The organism is Candidatus Binatota bacterium (assembly GCA_012960245.1).
GTDB lineage: Bacteria > Desulfobacterota > Binatia > UBA1149 > UBA1149 > UBA1149.
This window is the reverse complement of record DUBO01000012.1, coordinates 80,580-98,909: the sequence shown is the minus strand read 5'-3', so window position 1 is coordinate 98,909 and position 18,330 is coordinate 80,580. Positions and strand designations below refer to the sequence as shown.

Here is an 18,330-nt window from a genome sequence, read left to right as displayed (position 1 = left end):
GTACTCAGCTCAAGTCCCCTGGTACCTCCAGGGCTTGCACGACGCGCTCGGCCAGTTCGAGCGCGCGAAGCCCCTGTTCGCCATCTACCACCGGCTTGCTCCCCGTGCGCACGCAGTCGAGGAAGGCCTGCACCTGTGTTTTTAAGGGGTCGCCACTCGAGAGCAAGGTTTCCTCGGCCTCTATGCCCGACATGGGCCGGGCGGGGTCACGTGGCTCGGAGCCCCTGCGGGCGACCATCACACGACCGCTGTCAAAATCTATCGAAACGTAGGCGTCTTCCTGGAATACGCGCATCTTGCGTTCCTTTTTCAGGCTCACTCGACTTGCGGTCATGTTGGCCACGCAGCCGCCCTCGAAGCGAAGTCGTACGTTGGCGATATCGATGGTGTCGCTCAGCACGGGTACGCCTATTCCTTCGATCGACACCACTGGCTTGCCAACGAGGTACTCGACAAGATCAAGATCGTGGATCATCACGTCGCGCACCACGTCCACGTCGGTGCCGCGGCCGGCGAACGGCGACAAGCGATGGCACTCGATGAAGCGGGCTTCGTCAACGGTTTCTTTCAAGCTGCTGAACACCGGGTTGAAACGCTCGAGGTGGCCGACCTGCAACACTCGCTGCGCCGCGGTGGCGGCAGCCGCGATTCGCCTGCCCGACTCGAGATCGTGAGCCAGGGGTTTTTCCATGAGCAGGTGCACCCCGGCCTGCAGGGCAGCGACCCCCACCTGCTCGTGGGCAACGGTGGGCACGGCCACGCTCAACACGTCAACGGAGGAATAGAGATCGGTTTCGTCAACTGCCACGCGACAACCGAGCTCCGCGGCGAGCTGGGCGGCCTTGTCACCGTCCACGTCGTACACGGCCACGAGTTCAACGTTGGCCAGCTCGGCATACTTGCGGGCGTGCCAGGTGCCCAGGTGCCCCGCCCCGGCTACGCCTGCGCGCAGCGCTGTAGTCGCTTCAGCGTCAGCCAATTCCCGGAACCTCGCCGTCGCCCGTCCAGCCCAGCACGCTGACTCCCGCGGCCCGGGCCGCCTCGGCGAAGCCTTCGTCGTCCACTATTATCGTTGAGCCCGCGCGCAGGGCCAGGGCCGCGACGCCGGACTCTTTCATCACCTTTATGGTCCGGGTTCCGGCAGCGGGCAGGTCGAAGCGCAGGTCCTGGCCTCGCTTTGCCCCCTTGACCAACACGGCGCGACCGCGCCCGAGTTCGCCCGCGCGCCTCGCCGCGGCGTCGGTGCCTTCTATTGCCTCAACTGCCAACACCACTCCGTTTTCGACGACCACCGACTGGCCGACATCGAGCTCACCGAGGGCGGCCAGCACCCTGCAACCAACGCGAATGTCGGCCAGCAGTTCGGGCGAAGGTCGCGGGCCGGTGACGTGCCCGGCCTCGACCAGCAGGCGATCAAGAAACAGGGTGGAAGACACTACCTCTATGCCTTCGCCCTCGAGTTCAGCAGCCAGTGCCCTCAACAAGGAGTCATCGCCACGGCCAGCGGCCCCAGCGATCAGGCGCAGGCCGCGCCAGTCGGGCCGCAGCGATGCGAGGCTACGCACCTTGTTGATACCGCCCACCATAACCGCCCGGCTCACGCCCGCTCGCTTGAAACAATTGATCATGCGGCCAACCTGGCCCACGCGTATCCAACGCAGGTCGTCGACCAGGGCAGCCAACGCGGGGTCGGTCTCGTCGCGGTGGGCGACGGCGGTGAGAACGCAGCCACGGCTGCGCGCCTCTCGGGCAAACAGCAGCGGAAAGTTCCCGTTGCCCGCAATCAGGCCCAGTCGTTCCACGTCCGGGCTACTGGCGGCAGATGCCGCGTTCGGAGGCCGCTATGAAGTCAACCATTGCCATGACTTTTTCGGAATCGGCGTAGCGCTCGCGCAACAGGGCCAGCGCATCGGCCAGCTTGTTGGATTCCTGGAAGAGCACCCGGTAGGCAGCCCTCAGGTCTTTGAGCGCCTGGTCTTCGAAGCCTCGGCGCTTCAACCCGACGGTATTGAGTCCGTGCAGCTTGGCGCGATCTCCCGCCGCCATGCAAAACGGGGGCACGTCCAGTGTCACCATCGACCCACCACCGAGGATCACCGAGCTGCCGATGCGCACGAACTGATGAATGGCTACCAGGCCGCCCACTATGGCAAAGTCTTCGAGGTACACATGGCCGGCCAGGGTGGCCGCGTTGGCCAGTACCACGCCGTCGCCGACGCGACAGTCGTGGGCAACGTGGCAGTACGCCATCATTAAGTTGCTATTGCCTATCCGTGTGACGCCGCCCCCTTCCTCGGTGCCGCGGTTGAGAGTAACAAACTCGCGAATGGTGTTGCCGTTTCCGATTTCGAGACGGGTCGGTTCGTCGTTGTACTTGAGGTCCTGTGGCGGCCCCCCCACCGAGGCAAACTGCAGGATCCTGTTACCGTCGCCGATTGTGGTATCGCCCTCGATGACAACGTGCGGGCCCACCGTGCAGTTGGCACCCAGCGTTACGCCCGCGCCTATGACCGTGTAAGCACCCACCGTGGTGCCGGCTCCCATGCGGGCACCTTCTTCGACGATAGCCGTGGGATGAATATCGCCGGCTGGCGCGCTCTTCGAAGGAGATGCAGCCCGGCTCACTGACCCTCTTGAACGCTCTCGTCTACGGCTTTTATTATCTTGCCGGTAACATCGGCCTTGTTAGACACGTACACGAGCGTAGAAGCGTCCAGTATGAGGTCGTAACCGTTGGCCTTGCCCCACTCGTCAATTACATCGCGGATGACTTCCTGCACCTCGACCATGACTTCCATCTCGATCTTCTTGAAGCGCGCCTGCATATCTTCGTTGAGCCTCTTGATATCGGTCACGCCATCTTCGTACTGGGTCGTCAGGCGGGTACGCTCGTCATCGGCCAGCACCATCGCGCGCTTCTTGAGGTCTTCTTCGAGTTCCTTGAGCTCGTCGACTTTGCCACCCAGCGTTTCCTTTGCCTGCTTCATTTCCTCGGCCAGGCGATCGGCGGCACGACCGCCGATCTCGGTCTCGACCAGCAGGCGCTGGGTGATCACGTAACCGATCTTGAGGTCCTCGGCGCCGGCGCCTGCGGGTACGGCGAGCAGAACTGAGAGGGCTAGAAAAGCAAGTTGGCGTTTCATGATGACTATATTTACTCCAGGTCGATGTTTTTCTTCACTATCAGAAGGGCGCGCCAAAGGAGAACGACACCACGCTAGCGCTGTCTCCTTCACGCTTTCGAAGCGGGTAACCAATCTCAACGCGTAACGGGCCCATGGGAGAAAGCCATCGCACCCCCCAGCCAACCGAGTACATTATGTCACCGGGATCTATGCCGTCGGAGGCGGTCCAGGCGTTGCCACTGTCAACGAACATGACGCCCTTGAGGCCGGCTTCGCTGAATATAGGAAAGATGACTTCGTTGTTGACGATGAGCTGCTGGCTACCACCCACCGACTCCTCGAAGCAGTTGCGCTCGTTACCCGTGTTGTCGCAATACTCTTCGAGCGGCCCGAGGCTCCTCGGATCATAACCCCGCAGGCTGTTGATGCCGCCGGGAAAATAGCGCTCAAACAACGGTAGTTCCTCGCCGCTGTTGCCGGTGTCGCCCACGCCGTAACCCAGGCGCGTGCCCAGCGCCCAATTGATGACGTTGCCAGCCTGCGTCGTGTAAATCGGAAAGTACCAGCGGCCCGACAGCTCCACCTTGAAAAAATCTGACTCCCCGCCCAGCCCCGCGATCTCAGCGTTGATTATGATGCGCGAGCCCCGCGTTGGATCGAAGGGGTGGTCTAGCGTGTTACGCGACAAAGTGGGCGATATACTGCTGGTGAGGCTGGTGCCTTCCTGGTCCTTAACGCTGGGCAAAGGTCGACCGCTGACCCCGTCGATGACCGCCTCTTCCAGCCTGTATTCCAACCCCGCCCTCACGTGCTGCGTCGACAGGCCGGCGATACCGGTCAGGCCAAGATCCCGCAACGGATAAGACGCGCGCAAGGCACCACCGGTTCCGCCACGGGTAAACCTGTCGAACTCCAGGCTCCAGTCAAAAAGATCAATGCCGAGGCTGAGCGGCTTGTCCTTCCACCAGGGTTCGGTGAGCCCGAACTGGAAATTCTGTCTGATGCTGCCCACGTCGGCGTTGAGCACCAGGCGCTGGCCGCGACCGAAAAGGTTGCGCTCGGAAATACGTGCATTGAACAACACCTGGTCGGCCGAACTGAAACCGGCACCAGCCGCGAAGGTGCCCGTTCGCCCCTCGCTCACCTGCACAAGCAGGTCGAGCTCGTCTTCCTGGTCGGTACGCTGGGTGATGAGCTCCACCGACTCAAAAAGGCCGGTCCGCTGAACCTCGTCCTTGCTTTCCCTCAGGCCCGTGCCCGAAAAACGCACGCCTTCCCTGAGCAACAGCTCGCGGCGAATGACCTTATCCCTGGTCTTTGTGTTGCCTCGGATGTCAATGCGGCGAACGTTAACTACCGCCCCGCTGGTACACGCGAAGCGGAGATCAACGAGGTGGGTTTCCGGGTCAACGCGGCTACGCGGCTCTACATCGGCAAACGCGTAGCCTTGGTTGCCGTAGACTTCTACCAGTGAGAACACCGCTTCGCGCAAGGCGCTGGGACTGAAAACGTCGCCCGACACCAGGCCAGCTGCGGCGCGTAACAGATCGTCGTCGATGACGAGGTCGCCCTCAAAATTGACCTCACCTACGTGGTGAAGCGGCCCTTCGTTTACCTTGATGGTGACCGTGAGTTCATCGCCGTCACGCGAAATTACAGGTTCGTCGACTCGCACCCTCACGTAGCCGTGGTCGTAGTAGAAGGCCTGCACCCGCTCCACGTCAGTAGCGAGCTCGTCTTCGTTGAGCAGGCCCGCCCCGGTCAGGAAAGAAAGAAACCACTTGGTGCGGGTGGTCATCAACTTGCGCAGCTTGCGATGCTTGAAGGCAGTCACTCCCTCGAAAAGGATTTCGTCGACGCGAACCAGTTCTCCTTCGTCAACCGTCCATGTCACTACCGCCTGGTTCTCATCATCGAGAGCGACACTGTACTCGATAGCCGCGTCGGGGTAGCCCTCGCTCGAGTAGAGCTTGCGGGCTTCGACCAGCCCCGCCAGCACCGCGTCCGGGTCGAGCATGGTGCGCTCGTTCACGTTTACCACAGCCTGCAGGTCTTCGACCGCAACCTTGCTTACCCCCTCAAAAACCAAGCCCGAAACCCATGGGCGCTCGCGCACGTGGTAGACAATCTCAACACCACCGGGCAACTCGCGGCTGGTGACCCACACCTGTTCGAAGAAACCCATGCCATAAAGGGCCTTGATATCTGCGTCGACCGTTTCTTCGTCGAGCGACCGGCCTACGGCCAGGTTGATCTCTACCCGCAGCGGGCCTTCATCGACACGCTCGGTGCCTTCTACACTGATCTTGCTGACCGTCGCCGCGTCAACAGGCCCCACGGTAGCCAGCACTACGCAGGCAGTCACGGCAAGGAAAACCCGAATTCCGGGAATCAAGCGCTGTGACTTCAAGACACCGCCCTCCCGGACGCCTTTTTACCGGCCGGCGTCTCCGGCGATAGAGTCCCGTCGGCCAGGCGCAGAACACGATCAGCGCGGGCGGCCATGACAGGATCGTGGGTAGCTACCACCATCGCGCAATTGGCTTCCCTGCGGACCTCGTCCAGCAGTTGCTGCACCTCGACGGTGGCCTGGGGGTCGAGGTTGCCAGTGGGCTCGTCGGCAAACACCACGGCCGGCCGGGCGACCAGGGCGCGGGCAACAGCAACGCGTTGCTGTTCTCCGCCCGACAGTTCGGCTGGGCGGTGGTGCAGGCGTTCTCCCAGCCCGACCCGCTCGAGCAGTTCGACGGCCTTCCCACTTGCCTCGGTCCTGCCCATGCCGCCGATGAGCAACGGCATCATTACGTTCTCCACGGCGTCAAAATCTCCCATGAGGTGGTGAAACTGGAACACGAAACCGATACTTCGATTGCGCAGGTCGGCCAGCCCCGCCGCATCCTGGGCAAACAAGTCTTGACCGTCGAGCATAACCCGACCCGAATCGGGATTATCGAGCCCTGACAGAAGGTGCAAAAGCGTGCTCTTGCCCACCCCGGACTCCCCTACCACTGCCACGCTCTCTCCCCTTTCTACCTCGAGGCAGACATTGACCAGTACTTCGATGACTCTTTCGCCGTCGTCAAAACGACGGGTGAGCCCCTGGCCGACCAGTATGCCCCCGGTCATGTCCCCGGATATAGTCCGAGCACCGTCACTCATAGCGCAGCACGTCCACGGGTACGACCCCCACGGCCTTGCGGGCAGGAAAGATCGCAGCCGCCAGGCACAGGGTCATGGCGGCGCCCATCACCGCCAGGAAGTTGGCCAGTACTATGCGCACCGGCAGCCTGCTGACGTAAAAAACGCCCTCGGGAAGCTTTATCCACTCGTACTGATCGAGCCCCAGGCAGATCAGCCAGCCGAAAAGAGCGCCCAGTCCGGTGCCCACCGTGGCTATAATCATGCCCTTGCACACGAAGACCAGAGCCACGCTCATACTGCGCGCGCCCAGGGTTCGCAGCACGGCGATGTCGCGCCGTTTTTCCATGACCACCATGTAGAGGGTCGCCACTATGTTGAAGGCAGCCACCAGGATGATGAGCATCAGTACCAGGAAATACACGGTCTTTTCGAGCGCCAGGGCCTCGAAAACGTTGCGGTGTGATTCGGTCCAGCTCGTCACCCAGTAAGGCAAACCCAGCTTGAGGTTGAGATCGCTGGCCACCTCGCCTGCCTTGTAAGGGTCGATCACCCTCGCCTCCACGCCGCTGCCGCCCTCCAGGCCCATGAGCAGAACTGCCTCCTTGATGGGCATGTAGAGCAACCCGCTGTCGTACTCGGCCATCCCCGAATCAAAAGAGCCCACCACCACGAAGCGCCTGCTGCGGGGCAGCGCGCCAACAGGGCTGGCCATAAACGATGGAGCCATGAGCGTCACCAGGTCGCCGGTCTTGAGCAACAGGCGATCCAGCAGGGCCGCGCCCACCACCACGCCGCCCAGCCGTGAGCGGCCGTGCTCCTGGCGCTCAGCCAGGGCTTCGAGCGAACCCGACACCATGTAGGGGCGAATGCCGTCCACGCTGCTCGCCGAGGCCGGATCGACACCCCTGGCGTACACGCCCGAGAGACTCCCCGACGCTGACAACACCAGCTGGCCGTTGGCTACCGGGGCTGCGTCGGTGACCCTGGGGTCCTCGCGAAGCAGGGCGGCCACGCCCTCGGCGTCACTGAGATTGTCGGCTCCGAAGCGACCGTCGACCCGCAGGTGCGGGTGCAGCCCGAGAATTCGATCGCGCAGGTCTTCCTCGAAGCCGGTCATGACCGACAGGGTGATGACCATGACCATGACCCCGGTCATGACCCCGAGCGTGGAAATCAGGGTTATGACCGAAACGAAGGCTTCCGAACGCCGGGTGCGCAGGTAGCGCAATCCGACAAACGCTTCCCACCTCATCTGCTGCTAGACTCCACCCGGCCGCCCGGCTTGAGCTGCGGAAACAGTATGACGTCGCGTATGGACTCCACCCCGGCCAGCACCATGACCAGTCGGTCTATTCCTATGCCCTCGCCGGCCGTTGGCGGCAGGCCGTGCTCCAGCGCGCGCACGTAATCCTCGTCCACCTGCTGGGCCTCTTCGTCGCCGGCCTCGCGCAGCCGTGCCTGCTGCTGAAAGCGCTCCATCTGGTCCTCGGAGTCGTTGAGCTCCGAGAAGCCGTTGGCAATCTCCCGGCCACCTATGAACAACTCGAACCTGTCCACGAAGCGCGGGTCATCGTCAGATTTACGCGACAGGGGCGACACTTCGAGCGGAAATCGAGTCACGAAGACCGGCTGCTGCAGGGTGTGCTCGACTACTTCTTCGAAGATGTCGGCTAGCAATCCCAGCCCCGGCTTACGGCCCTGCTTGTCCAAGCCCAGCTTGTCGGCCAGCGCCTGCAGCTCTCCCTCGTCGGCCGCCTGTTCTTCGCTGATGCCGGTAGCCTCGGCCACCGCACTGGTCATCGCCACGCGCCGAAAGGGCTTAGAAAAATCAAGCTCGAGATCCCCGCAGTTGAAGGCCGCGCTGCCGCGCACCGTGACGGCCAGGTCGCGCAGCAACTCCTCGGTCAGGTCCATGAGTTCCTCGTAGTCGGCGTAAGCCTGGTAGAACTCCAGCATCGTAAACTCGGGGTTATGCTGGGTCGAGATACCCTCGTTACGAAAGTTGCGGTTGAGCTCGAAGACCCGCTCGAAGCCGCCCACCACGAGGCGCTTGAGAAAGAGCTCGGGCGCTACGCGCAGGTAGAGGTCGATGTCGAAGGTGTTGTGGTGGGTCACGAAGGGCCGCGCCGCCGCGCCCCCGGCCACCGACTGCATCATCGGAGTTTCAACCTCCATGAAATCACGTTCCTGGAGAAACGCGCGCACGCGCCCGACCACGGCAGCCCTGAGCTTGAACACTTCGCGCGCATCGGGATTGACGATGAGGTCGACATAACGGCGGCGATAGCGCTGCTCGACATCGGTGAGTCCGTGCCATTTTTCGGGCAGCGGTCTGAGCGACTTGACCAGCAAGCGCAGTTGCGCCGCGCGCAGGGTGAGCTCGCCGGTGCGCGTGAAAAACAAGCTGCCTTCCGTCCCGACTATGTCGCCGATGTCGAGTTCCTTGACCAGCGCCGCCTGCTCGGCACCGAGATCGGCGCTGCGACAGAACAGCTGCAGGTCTCCCGAGCCGTCGCGCAGGTTGAGAAACACGGTCTTACCAAAGCTGCGGATGGCCGTGACCCGGCCCGACAGCTTGAAAGAAGTACTGTCACTTTCAAGTTTTTGGGCTTCCCAGCCCGCGTACTCTTCGCGCAGGGGCCCGCAGAGGGCGTCGCGACGAAAATCGTTGGGAAACGCCTGGCCGTTCTCACGAAGCGCGTGGAGTTTTGTGCGGCGGACGGCTACCTGCTGCTCGTCGGTCTGCGATCCTGCCTTGTCAGACGTAGAGCTCATTGGAAGCCGCGGAATCGTAACCCGCACTCCCGAGGAGGTCAACAACGGTGGCCCGCAAAAGGCCGCCCTGACAGGCGCCAATTGCCGCCTTTGCCGCTCCACCGACGGCTGTGGTCGGGTGGCCACTGAGAAATTTGCGAACGACAGCTTTACCGCCGTTGGTCTGTGAACGTGACCGGGTTGAAACCCCTTGCTTATTTCCCTAGGCTCAAACAGTGGGGCCTGCTTCTATCCAGGAGCGTGTGACGAGGACAGGCCTGGTTCTCCTGGTCACCGTGACAGCATTTTTTACAGCCCGAATCGTCAATTCGGCCCTGGGCCTGAGGCTTGACGGGCGCAGCCCCCTGCCCGGCGTTCGCTCGGCCGAGAGCACTCGTGCGACCAGGACAGTCGTCGACAGCAGGCCCGACCACTCGATAATACTGTCACGCAACCTCTTCGGGCTCGAACAGGCAGCGAACACCCTGCATCCCGGCGCCGACGATAGCGCCCCGGCCATGACCGTGACCGGCTTCACCTTGCGCGGTACCGCCGCAACGGCCGACGGCGAGGGTTACGCCGTGTTCGAGAATCCGGAAGGAAAACAGGGCGTTTTCTCGGTGGGCGAAAAGATCTTCGACGGCCCCCTGTTAATCTCGGTGTCCCGCCGCAAGGCGGTCGTCAAGACCGCCACCGGCCTGCTGACTGTTGAGATCACCGAGCCCCGCAGCCGCAGAGAGGCGGAGCAGGTGGGCGCGAACGGATCAATACGCAGGACCGGCACCGACCGCTTCCTCGTTGCCCGCGGCGAGATAGAGAACTCGCTCGACAACCTAACGCAGACCATCACACAGGTGCGGGCCACCCCCTTTCTGCAGAACGGCAAGGCCATCGGCTTCAGGCTCTTCAACGTGCGCAAGGGTTCAATCTTTGAGCGCATGGGCATCAAGAACGGCGACGTCGTGCAGGAAGTAAACGGTACAGTTCTCGATTCACCGGCGGCTGCCAGCGGCCTGCTCGACGTCATACGCACAGCAGAAAACCTGGAGCTGAAGCTGCTCCGCCAGGGCGAGCCCCGTAGCCTCAGCTACACGGTACGATGATGAACCGCCGGCGAGTTACAGGAGAATCCCTCGTCGCCGGTCGGCTGGTGGCATCTGCCTTGGTTGTGCCCTTTACCGCGGCGCTTATGGTCGTTGCGCTTTCCGGTTCGGCGCGAGCACAGGCGCCAGCCCAGGGACAGGGCCAGCGCAGCATCACCATCGACTTTGACAACGTCGAGTTGCCCACCTTCATCAAGTTTATCGCCCGCGTGACGGGGCGGAACTTCGTCTTCAGCGACAAGATCGAGGGAACGGTAAACGTCGTGTCACCCACGCCGGTATCGCGGGATGAAGCCGAGGCGGTGTTTCACTCGGTGCTGGCCGTTCGCGGGTTGACGACCATCGAAGACGGCGTGGTCACGCGTATAATCCCGCTGCGTGACGCCCTGGCGGCCGGCGCAGCACTGTCGTCGGGCTCGCAGCTACCGTCGGGCTACGCCACAAGGCTGCTGCCGCTCAAGCACGTCGACGCGCTCGACCTGCTGCCCGTACTCGAACCGCTGGTGTCAAAGCAAGGCTCGCTGACGGCCTATGCCCAGACCAACACCCTCATACTGAGCGAAAGCAGTGGTAACCTTTCGCGACTGGAGGCGCTGGTGCTGGCGCTGGACGCGCCGGTGCACGAAAAGATCTTCGACGTCATTTCCCTGGATCACGCAGTGGCCGCGGTGATGACCGAACAGATAACCACCATCCTGACCAACCTTCCCTCGGCCCCGGCCAAGGGCAAACCCGGCGAAAGCTCGGAGCCGGATTTCAGGATTGTGGCCGACGAGCGCACCAACTCGCTGGTGGTCACCGCCACACCGCTGCTAATGGGCAGAATTCGCACCCTCGCCGAGCGCCTGGATAGCCCGCTTCGCGACGACGAACAACGGGTGCACGTCTACCGGGTGAAGCACGCCAACGCCGAGGACCTGGTGCTGGTGGTGCTCAAAATGCTGGCCGGCGGCATAAAAAGCGCCGGCGCTGCGCGCAAGCCCGGGGCTACGGGAGCGACGGCAAGGGCCCGCTCGTTTTCAGGCAACGGACTCACCGACGCGGTGTCGGTGACCGCCGACCCTGCTACCAACTCCATCATCATCAACGCTTCACCGCACGACCACCGAGTCCTCGTCTCGCTGCTTGAAGACCTCGACGTCACCCGCCCACAGGTTTTCGTCGAGGCCATCATCGTTGAGATATCGCTTGAGCGCTCGCGTGCCATCGGCTTCGACTTCCAGGGAGGAGGCGACATCGGCGATGGCGTCGGCCTGGCGCGCAGCAACCTCGCCAACCTCAACTCCGCCCTGCTCAATCCCGGCCTGCTCGGCGGCCTGATCCTGGCTGCCGCCAGCGACCGCAGCATAGAGCTGCCTGACGGCACCGTGGTGCCCGCCCAGGTGGCGCTGTTCCAGGCCCTGGCCTCCGACACCGACCTCAACGTGCTGTCGGCGCCGACCCTTCTCACGATGGACAACGAGCAAGCCGAGATTCTGGTGGGCAAGAACGTGCCCTTCGTCACCGGCCGCGGTGTTGACGTTTCGGCGGTGTCCAACGTGTTCACCACCGTCGAGCGCCGCGACGTGGGGATAAAGCTCAAGCTCACCCCCCAGGTCACCGATGGAGACATGGTGGTACTGAAAGTTTCCGAGGAAGTCTCGGCACTGGTCAAGAGCTCCCAACTGGACGCCAACACCGTCGGGCCCACCACCACCGTCCGTTCGGCGTCCACCACGGTCAGCGTCAAGGACGGCCACACCGCCGTCATAGGCGGGCTGATCAGCGACTCACTGGAGGAATCAACCTCCAAAGTGCCGCTGCTGAGCCGCATCCCCCTGCTCGGCAATCTTTTCAAGCACCGGGCAAGCACCAGCAGCAAGGTCAACCTGGTGGTGTTTCTCACCCCCCACATCATCCGTTCGGATGCCGACCTGGCCCAGGCTACCAAGCGCAGCAAGAACAAATTTAAAGAAGCCATGCCCGAATCTGTGCAGGCCCATCCGCTTCCGGGAGACAGCCCCACGGACAGCTTGCGCGAGGTACCTATCGACGGCGGCCTCGATGCCGGCTCGGACGATAACCGCACCGACAACGACGGCTACGTGTTTCCGCTCTGGCCCAGCGAGGGCGCCGACGCCAGGTAACGGCCCGTGCCCCGAAACATAACCGAGCCTCTCGATAATCTGCTGCTCCGAGCCGGCATCTCGCGCGAACACATAGCCGAGGCCCGCGCGTCGGCGGGTAATGGCGACCTCGGCCCCGAGCTTGAACGCGTGGCCGGCTTTCCTCAGCTGCGCTGGGCCGCCCTGCTCGCGGAGCGCTGCGGCCTGCTGTTTTCGCCTGACCTCGGCGAAGACCGGGTCGACCCCCGGCTGCTGGCCGACCTGTCGATTGCCTGGTGCCGAACCAATCGCGTACTACCGCTCAGCAAGGACTCGGGGACCCTGACGGTGGCCACTTCAAACCCCATGAACGCGGGCCCGCTGCAGGATCTCGCCGCCGTCTACGACGTGGACGTGTCGCCCATGGTGGTGCCCGGGGCTGTGCTGTCGGAGAGCATCGTACGCGCCTTCGACCGCGCTTCGACCCTGGCCGCCGATCTCGTCGACCACCTGGGCGACCAGCCCGCCTTCGAAGTCGAAGCGTCTGACCTCAGCGACGTACCCGACCTGATTGAGACCGAGGACGAAGCGCCTGTCATCAGGCTGGTTAACGCGGTGATCTACCAGGCCGCCCGCGACGGCGCCAGCGACATACACCTGGAACCCTTCGAGGCCGGCGTCTCGGTGCGCTACCGCATCGACGGCCTGCTGGCCGAGGTCACGCGCGTACCGCGCAGCGCCCACACGGCGCTGGTGAGCCGCATCAAGGTGATGGCGTCGCTCGACATCGCCGAAAAACGACTGCCACAGGACGGTGGTATACGCACCCGGGCAGCCGGCCGGGACCTCGACCTGAGGGTATCGACCGTGCCCACGGCTTTCGGCGAACGAGTGGTACTGCGCCTGCTCGACCGGGGAAGCGCGCTCATGGGCCTGTCCGAGCTGGAGCTGTCGCCCGGCAACCGGGCCACGCTAAATGCGCTGCTGACGCGCAGCAACGGAATCGTGCTCGCGACCGGCCCCACGGGAAGCGGCAAGACCACCACGCTCTACGCCGCCCTCTCCGAGATGAACAGCGAAGAGCGTAACATTATCACCATAGAAGACCCGGTGGAGTACCAACTGCCCGGCATCGGGCAGATGCAGGTCAACCCGAAGATTGACCTGGACTTTGCCAGTGGCCTGCGATCGACACTGCGGCAGGACCCCGACGTGATCATGGTGGGCGAAATACGCGACGCCGAAACCGCACGTACCGCCATGCAGGCTGCGATGACCGGTCACCTGGTGTTCAGCACCCTTCACACCAACGACGCCTGCAGCGCGATCACCCGCCTGATAGACATGGACATCGAGCCCTACCTGGTATCCTCCGCCGTCATAGCGGTGATGGCCCAGCGCCTGTTACGTCGCTTGTGCCCCGAGTGCAGCCAGCCGGTCGGCCCTGCCCGCAGCGGACTGGCCGAGCTCGGACTGGGCTACATGATGGGAGACAACGAGCAACTGCGCATTGCGGGCCCCGGTTGCGAAAGCTGTCGCGGCACGGGCTACAGTGGGCGACTGGCCATACACGAGCTGGTGGTCATGACCGACGAGCTGCGCGCCATGGTCATGAAGGGCAGCGACGCCGCCAGCCTGCGTCGCCACGTAAGCGAACAGGGCGTGCCATCGCTCCGGGACGACGCGGTACTCAAGGTCCGGCGCGGGCTCACGAGCTCGGCCGAAGTGCTGCGGGTCACCGCCGAAGACGGCGGCTGACGCTTGCCCTCTTACGCCTACAAGGGGCTCGACGCGTCGGGCCGCACGGTGAGTGGCCACGTTGAAGCCGAGGGGCCAAGATCGGCCCGGCAGCGACTGCGCGACCGGGGCTTGTTCGTATCCAGCCTCGAGGACGAAGCCCAACCCCGTTCTAACGCGGCGGGCAAGCAACGGAACCCCGGTACGGTGCAGCTGGCCCGCAACCTGAGGCAGCTGGGCACCCTGTTGCGTGCCGGCATACCGTTGGTTGAATCGGTTACCTCGTTGCGCGGACAGGCGCTTCCGGCCCACCGCTGGACCTGGGAATCGCTGCGCCGGCAACTGGTGGAGGGCAGCTCGCTGGCTGACGCCATGTCCTCACAACCCGGGGTGTTCCCGTCAATGTACATCGGCATGATAAGGGCTGGCGAAGCCAGCGGCACGCTCGACCAGGTGCTCGACCGCGTCGCCTCCTACGCCGAGGACAGCGCTCGTTGGCAGGCCCGCCTGCGCTCGGCCATGACCTACCCGCTGGTGATGGCGGTGACAGGTACCGCCATCGTCGTGTTCCTGCTTGCCTACGTCGTTCCGCAGATCACCCGCGTGTTCGTCGAAAGCCAGCAGACCCTGCCGCTGCCCACCAGGGCACTGATGGCGCTGGCCGACCTGCTGGTGGACTACGGCCTGCTGGGCCTGCTGCTGCTCATAGCTGCCTTCGGCCTGCTCAGGTGGTACTGGCGCAGCCCCTCGGGTCGCAGACGCCTCGAGGGCGTTGCCCTGCGCCTGCCGGTGCTGGGCACGCTGAGGCGCAACCTTTACGGGGCCAGGTTCTGCCACACCTTGTCGGCCACGCTCTCGGGCGGGCTGCCCCTGGTCGACGCCCTGGAGATCACCCGGGGCTCGGTGGGAAGCGAGCTTATGTCAGATCTGGTGGGCGAAACGGCTGTAGCCGTCAGGGGCGGTGGTTCACTGGCCGCGGCTCTGAAAAACAGTCCTCTTGTCCATCCACTGGTGGTCGACATGGCAGCCGCCGGCGAACGAAGTGGCGAGCTGGAGAACCTGCTCGAAAGGGCCGCCCGAGCTATGGACGAAGAAGTAGACTCGGCGGTACAGGCTCTCTCAGCCATGATGGAACCGGCCGTGGTACTGGTGATGGCGGGCATGGTGTTGTTCGTATTGCTCGCCGTTATGCTGCCGGTCTTTGAGATGAACCAGCTGGTTCGCTAGAATTGAGACGTGGTAACTGAAAGGCAGAAAGGATTCACCCTCATCGAAATACTGGTCGTGGTCATGATACTGGGCCTGCTCATTTCGCTGGCCGCGCCGCGCATCATCGGCCGTACCGACGACGCGCGGGTTGTAAAGGCCATGGCCGACATGCGGGCCATAGAAGAAGCACTGGACCTCTATCGGCTCGACACCGGTTCTTACCCGGGCACTGAGCTCGGCGTAGAGGTACTGGTTGAGCCCGGGCTGGAGGGCCGCAGCGGCGGTTACCTCGAAAGAGTACCGCTTGACCCGTGGAACTCGCCCTTCCTGTTTGCCAGCGACGGCCGCGAGTACGTGCTGCAGAGCCTGGGCGCCGACGGCGAAGAGGGCGGCGACGGTGTCGATGCCGACATCGATTCGCGCGATTTCTAATAGCAGGCTCCAGGGAGTCGGCACGCGGGCGCTTCTGCCACGCAGGGGCCAGTCTGGTTTCACCCTGGTAGAGCTCGCGATCGTACTTGTCATTCTCGGCGTTCTACTGAGCGCTGCGCTGGTGAGGTTTCCCAACCCTGCGGCTGACCGCCTCGACCGTTCGGCCCGACGCATGGCTGCCGTGCTGGGCTACCTGCACGACGAGTCCGCGCTGCGCGGGCGCGTGTACCGGGTCACGGTGGACCTTGACCGCGAGTCCTGGAGGGTAGAATCCCTGCGTCCCTGGTCCAGTGAACGGCCCGATCGCCAGTTCAGCCACGACCCCGACCTGCGCGTAAAGGGCGGTAAGCTGCCCGAAGGCGTTGAGTTCGCGAGCCTCGGGGGCCAGGGAGGCAGCCAGTCGAGCGGCGAGGGAGCCCTGTACTTTCTGCCCGAGGGCCAACTCGAGCGTGGCGAAATAACCCTGGTCGACCAGGAGCACGATCGCGTGACCTTGCTCGTCGACGGCTTCACCGGCCGGGTGAGCGTAACCGGGACGCCCCGAAGGTGAGCAAACAGCGCGGATTCACACTGCTCGAGTTGCTCATTGCTATCGCCGTGGTGGGCATTGCTACCGTGAGCCTGCTGGGCCTGCACGCGCGCAACCTGCGCACGGCTGCACGCACCCAGGACCTGCTCGTAGCCGAGGCCCTGGCTGCGTCGCTGGTGGCCACGAGCAGGGCCGGCGGCTACCCCGAACCCGGGCAGGAGGAAGGGCGTTTTGACACCGAGCGCTGGGCAGCCGGGGCGACGGGAGCCCAGCCTGCGGCCAACTGGAGAGAGCGCTTCACCTGGTCGCGCAATGTGCTCCCTACTCCCCTACCCGGCCTGAGACAGGTAACTGTTGCAGTGGGCCTGCCCGATTCCGACATCCCGCTGGTAGAGCTGACCTGGCTGGTGAAGCAGTAAGCCATGCCCGGGCGTCGGACTACAAGAGCGGGTTTCACCCTGGTCGAGCTGATGGTGGCTGTCAGCCTGCTGGGCATCGTTGCAGCGGCGGTGTACGGAACGATCTCCCGCAGCGCCGCCTCCCGGGACCACGCCCTTGGTCGCCTGCAACGGCTTGGCCAGCTCCGCTCGGCCTTGGACTGGATGGCCCGCGACCTCGAGGACAACTACGCGACTGGGCTGCAAACTGCTGATATAACAGTGCTTTCTTCGTCAGGCTCGGCGGGGCTACGCTCTGCTTACAGCGGCCTTGCGCTGCTGGAGCTCACCGTTCTCTCGGCCCGCGGGGTGACAGTGGTCGACGAGCAGGCCTGGAGTGGCCTGCAACTGCGCGACCGCGGCGACCAGGCCCGCGTGGTCTACATGCTCGAGCACAGTGAGGCCGCGACCGAAACCGAAGCCACTATGGAGCTGGCCCGCTATGAATTCCGCCCGCCGGTGGTAGCGCCACTTGAAGAGGCTCACCGGCGCGTGGTGGCCACCGGACTGCAAGCGGTAGACCTGAGGTTCTTTGACGGAGGAGACTGGGTGGATTCCTGGCAGGAACGGCCCGGCAGCAATCCAGACCAGAAAACCCCTGAGCTGGTGGAGCTGTCGGTGACGGCCGCTGCCGGTAAAGACGGACCGCCAATGGAGCTGACCATGGCGGTTCTCCCCGGGAGCCGGCGGTGAAAGAGGCAAGCCAGCTCTTGTCGCTGCTACCAGGCGCTCCCTCGCCTCTGGCTGGGGAGCAGACCGGCCGAAAGCGTAGCGAAAGCGGTGTCGCCCTGGTGGTGGCGCTCGCCGCAACCGCCCTGCTCACCGTACTGGTATTCGACTTTACCTTCAGCGCGCGGCTGCAGTGGAAAAAAGCTGCCGCGGGCGTCAAAGCCCGGCAGGCAGAGCTGCTGGCCGATTCGGGGGTGTACGTCGCCATGGCTGCCTTGCAACTGGACGCAGCAGTCGACAAGGCCTCGGGCAGCAACGGTGGCAGCGACTGGCTGGGAGAGACCTGGGCGGCCGGTATTCCTCCCATGGAAACCGGCTATGGCCGGCTCGCGCTTCGGGTCGAAGACGAGAGCGGACGGCTCAACCTGAACCGCGTTAACCTGCCCGTTCCGCGGGTGGCGCTCGAGCGCCTGCTCGATAGCCAGGGCCTGGAGAGCGATTTCTCGGGGCCACTGCAGGACTGGATCGACAAGGACGACCGCGTGCCGGCAAGCCGCGACGGCGCCGAGAGCTCCTGGTACCGGTCAGCAGAGCCTCCCTACCTACCACGCAACGGGCCGTTGCTGTCGTTTGCCGAGCTCGCTCTTCTCAAGGGCATGGACGCCGACACCCTGCGAGCGCTCAGGCCCTTTGCCTCGGTGTTGCCCCTGGCCGTGACGCGGGTAAACGTAAACACCGCCCCGCCCGAAGTGCTGGCCGCCCTGCACCCGTCACTGGATGACGACCTCGTGCTCGGCCGCCTTCTGCAGGCCCGCGCAAGCGCAGGTATCAGCAGCTGGCAGGAGGTACTCAGCACCGCCGGAAGCAGCGTGGCCGCGGCTAAATCATTGCTGGGCTTCAAAAGTGGCTGGTTCAGGGTGCGCAGCAGCGGCGCAGTGGGCGACACTTACCGTTCGGTTGATGCGCTACTGAATCGCCAAGAGGGCCGTATACATATAATCTACTGGTTACGCAGGCACGGCCCCAACCTGGGCGGCATGGACGCCCCCGGCCTGGGTGGCCTCGACGATCTCGACTTGCCCGACAGCGGTCGTGCCGGCACGTTATAGC

General features: G+C 63.9%; 17 protein-coding genes. 9 read left to right on the top strand and 8 right to left on the bottom strand.

The genetic code is table 11. From position 1 onward, the window contains the following. Positions 1-4: 4 nt before the first annotated feature. The 8 genes from EYQ35_01865 to lysS all read right to left on the bottom strand — a co-directional run bounded on the left by EYQ35_01865 (position 5) and on the right by lysS (position 9,041). The gene (locus tag EYQ35_01865; GenBank protein ID HIF62888.1) at positions 5-979 is read right to left on the bottom strand and encodes a Gfo/Idh/MocA family oxidoreductase; all 975 of its coding nucleotides are present in this window, start codon (positions 977-979) and stop codon (positions 5-7) included. After that, complete coding sequence (locus EYQ35_01860) at positions 972-1,802, bottom strand: LpxI family protein (protein HIF62887.1); 831 nt, start codon at positions 1,800-1,802, stop codon at positions 972-974. Before EYQ35_01860 ends, EYQ35_01865 begins: the two co-directional genes overlap by 8 nt. Before the next feature lie 7 nt (positions 1,803-1,809). Next, complete coding sequence (lpxA, locus tag EYQ35_01855) at positions 1,810-2,544, bottom strand: acyl-ACP--UDP-N-acetylglucosamine O-acyltransferase (GenBank protein ID HIF62886.1); 735 nt, start codon at positions 2,542-2,544, stop codon at positions 1,810-1,812. A gap of 77 nt (positions 2,545-2,621) precedes the next feature. Beyond that, positions 2,622-3,143: an OmpH family outer membrane protein gene (locus EYQ35_01850; GenBank protein HIF62885.1), complete on the bottom strand. Its 522-nt coding sequence runs from the start codon at positions 3,141-3,143 to the stop codon at positions 2,622-2,624. A 40-nt stretch (positions 3,144-3,183) separates the two neighbouring features. After that, the gene (bamA, locus tag EYQ35_01845; protein ID HIF62884.1) at positions 3,184-5,535 is read right to left on the bottom strand and encodes an outer membrane protein assembly factor BamA; all 2,352 of its coding nucleotides are present in this window, start codon (positions 5,533-5,535) and stop codon (positions 3,184-3,186) included. Continuing rightward, complete coding sequence (locus tag EYQ35_01840) at positions 5,532-6,251, bottom strand: ABC transporter ATP-binding protein (GenBank protein HIF62883.1); 720 nt, start codon at positions 6,249-6,251, stop codon at positions 5,532-5,534. The genes bamA and EYQ35_01840 overlap by 4 nt, the downstream gene beginning before the upstream one ends. Positions 6,252-6,276: 25 nt before the next feature. Further along, positions 6,277-7,518: an FtsX-like permease family protein gene (locus tag EYQ35_01835; GenBank protein ID HIF62882.1), complete on the bottom strand. Its 1,242-nt coding sequence runs from the start codon at positions 7,516-7,518 to the stop codon at positions 6,277-6,279. Next, entirely contained in the window at positions 7,515-9,041 is a 1,527-nt protein-coding gene (gene lysS / locus EYQ35_01830) for a lysine--tRNA ligase (GenBank protein ID HIF62881.1), read from the bottom strand. The genes EYQ35_01835 and lysS overlap by 4 nt, the downstream gene beginning before the upstream one ends. A gap of 215 nt (positions 9,042-9,256) precedes the next feature. Here lysS and EYQ35_01825 point away from each other — a divergent pair, with 215 nt between their 5' ends. The 9 genes from EYQ35_01825 (at position 9,257) to EYQ35_01785 (ending at position 18,329) form a co-directional block, all read left to right on the top strand. Further along, positions 9,257-10,123, top strand: coding sequence for a hypothetical protein (locus EYQ35_01825; GenBank protein ID HIF62880.1), 867 nt, complete (start codon positions 9,257-9,259; stop codon positions 10,121-10,123). After that, complete coding sequence (gene gspD / locus EYQ35_01820; protein ID HIF62879.1) at positions 10,120-12,249, top strand: type II secretion system protein GspD; 2,130 nt, start codon at positions 10,120-10,122, stop codon at positions 12,247-12,249. The genes EYQ35_01825 and gspD overlap by 4 nt, the downstream gene beginning before the upstream one ends. A gap of 147 nt (positions 12,250-12,396) precedes the next feature. Then, on the top strand, positions 12,397-13,965 hold the full coding sequence (gspE, locus tag EYQ35_01815; GenBank protein HIF62878.1) for a type II secretion system protein GspE: 1,569 nt from the start codon (positions 12,397-12,399) through the stop codon (positions 13,963-13,965). A gap of 3 nt (positions 13,966-13,968) precedes the next feature. After that, on the top strand, positions 13,969-15,171 hold the full coding sequence (locus EYQ35_01810; GenBank protein ID HIF62877.1) for a type II secretion system protein GspF: 1,203 nt from the start codon (positions 13,969-13,971) through the stop codon (positions 15,169-15,171). Between the two features lie 9 nt (positions 15,172-15,180). Then, a complete protein-coding gene (gene gspG / locus EYQ35_01805) occupies positions 15,181-15,585 on the top strand; it encodes a type II secretion system protein GspG (protein HIF62876.1) in 405 nt (134 codons plus the stop codon). Next, positions 15,551-16,135, top strand: a complete 585-nt coding sequence (gene gspH, locus EYQ35_01800; protein HIF62875.1) for a type II secretion system protein GspH — start codon at positions 15,551-15,553, stop codon at positions 16,133-16,135. Before gspG ends, gspH begins: the two co-directional genes overlap by 35 nt. Continuing rightward, positions 16,132-16,533 (top strand): type II secretion system protein, encoded by a 402-nt coding sequence (locus EYQ35_01795; GenBank protein ID HIF62874.1) that lies wholly within the window; start codon positions 16,132-16,134, stop codon positions 16,531-16,533. Before gspH ends, EYQ35_01795 begins: the two co-directional genes overlap by 4 nt. Positions 16,534-16,536: 3 nt before the next feature. Further along, on the top strand, positions 16,537-17,244 hold the full coding sequence (locus tag EYQ35_01790) for a prepilin-type N-terminal cleavage/methylation domain-containing protein (protein ID HIF62873.1): 708 nt from the start codon (positions 16,537-16,539) through the stop codon (positions 17,242-17,244). Beyond that, positions 17,241-18,329, top strand: a complete 1,089-nt coding sequence (locus tag EYQ35_01785) for a general secretion pathway protein GspK (GenBank protein HIF62872.1) — start codon at positions 17,241-17,243, stop codon at positions 18,327-18,329. The genes EYQ35_01790 and EYQ35_01785 overlap by 4 nt, the downstream gene beginning before the upstream one ends. The last annotated feature ends 1 nt before the right edge of the window (position 18,330 follow it).

Excerpts from the sequence above, each read along its gene's own strand:
- lpxA (HIF62886.1), bottom strand. The coding sequence starts at position 2,544 with ATGGGAGCCGGCACCACGGTGGGTGCTTACACGGTCATAGGCGCGGGC.
- EYQ35_01850 (HIF62885.1), bottom strand. The coding sequence starts at position 3,143 with ATGAAACGCCAACTTGCTTTTCTAGCCCTCTCAGTTCTGCTCGCCGTA.
- EYQ35_01840 (HIF62883.1), bottom strand. The coding sequence starts at position 6,251 with ATGACCGGGGGCATACTGGTCGGCCAGGGGCTCACCCGTCGTTTTGAC.
- EYQ35_01835 (HIF62882.1), bottom strand. The coding sequence starts at position 7,518 with ATGAGGTGGGAAGCGTTTGTCGGATTGCGCTACCTGCGCACCCGGCGT.
- lysS (HIF62881.1), bottom strand. The coding sequence starts at position 9,041 with ATGAGCTCTACGTCTGACAAGGCAGGATCGCAGACCGACGAGCAGCAG.
- gspD (HIF62879.1), top strand. The coding sequence starts at position 10,120 with ATGATGAACCGCCGGCGAGTTACAGGAGAATCCCTCGTCGCCGGTCGG.
- EYQ35_01790 (HIF62873.1), top strand. The coding sequence starts at position 16,537 with ATGCCCGGGCGTCGGACTACAAGAGCGGGTTTCACCCTGGTCGAGCTG.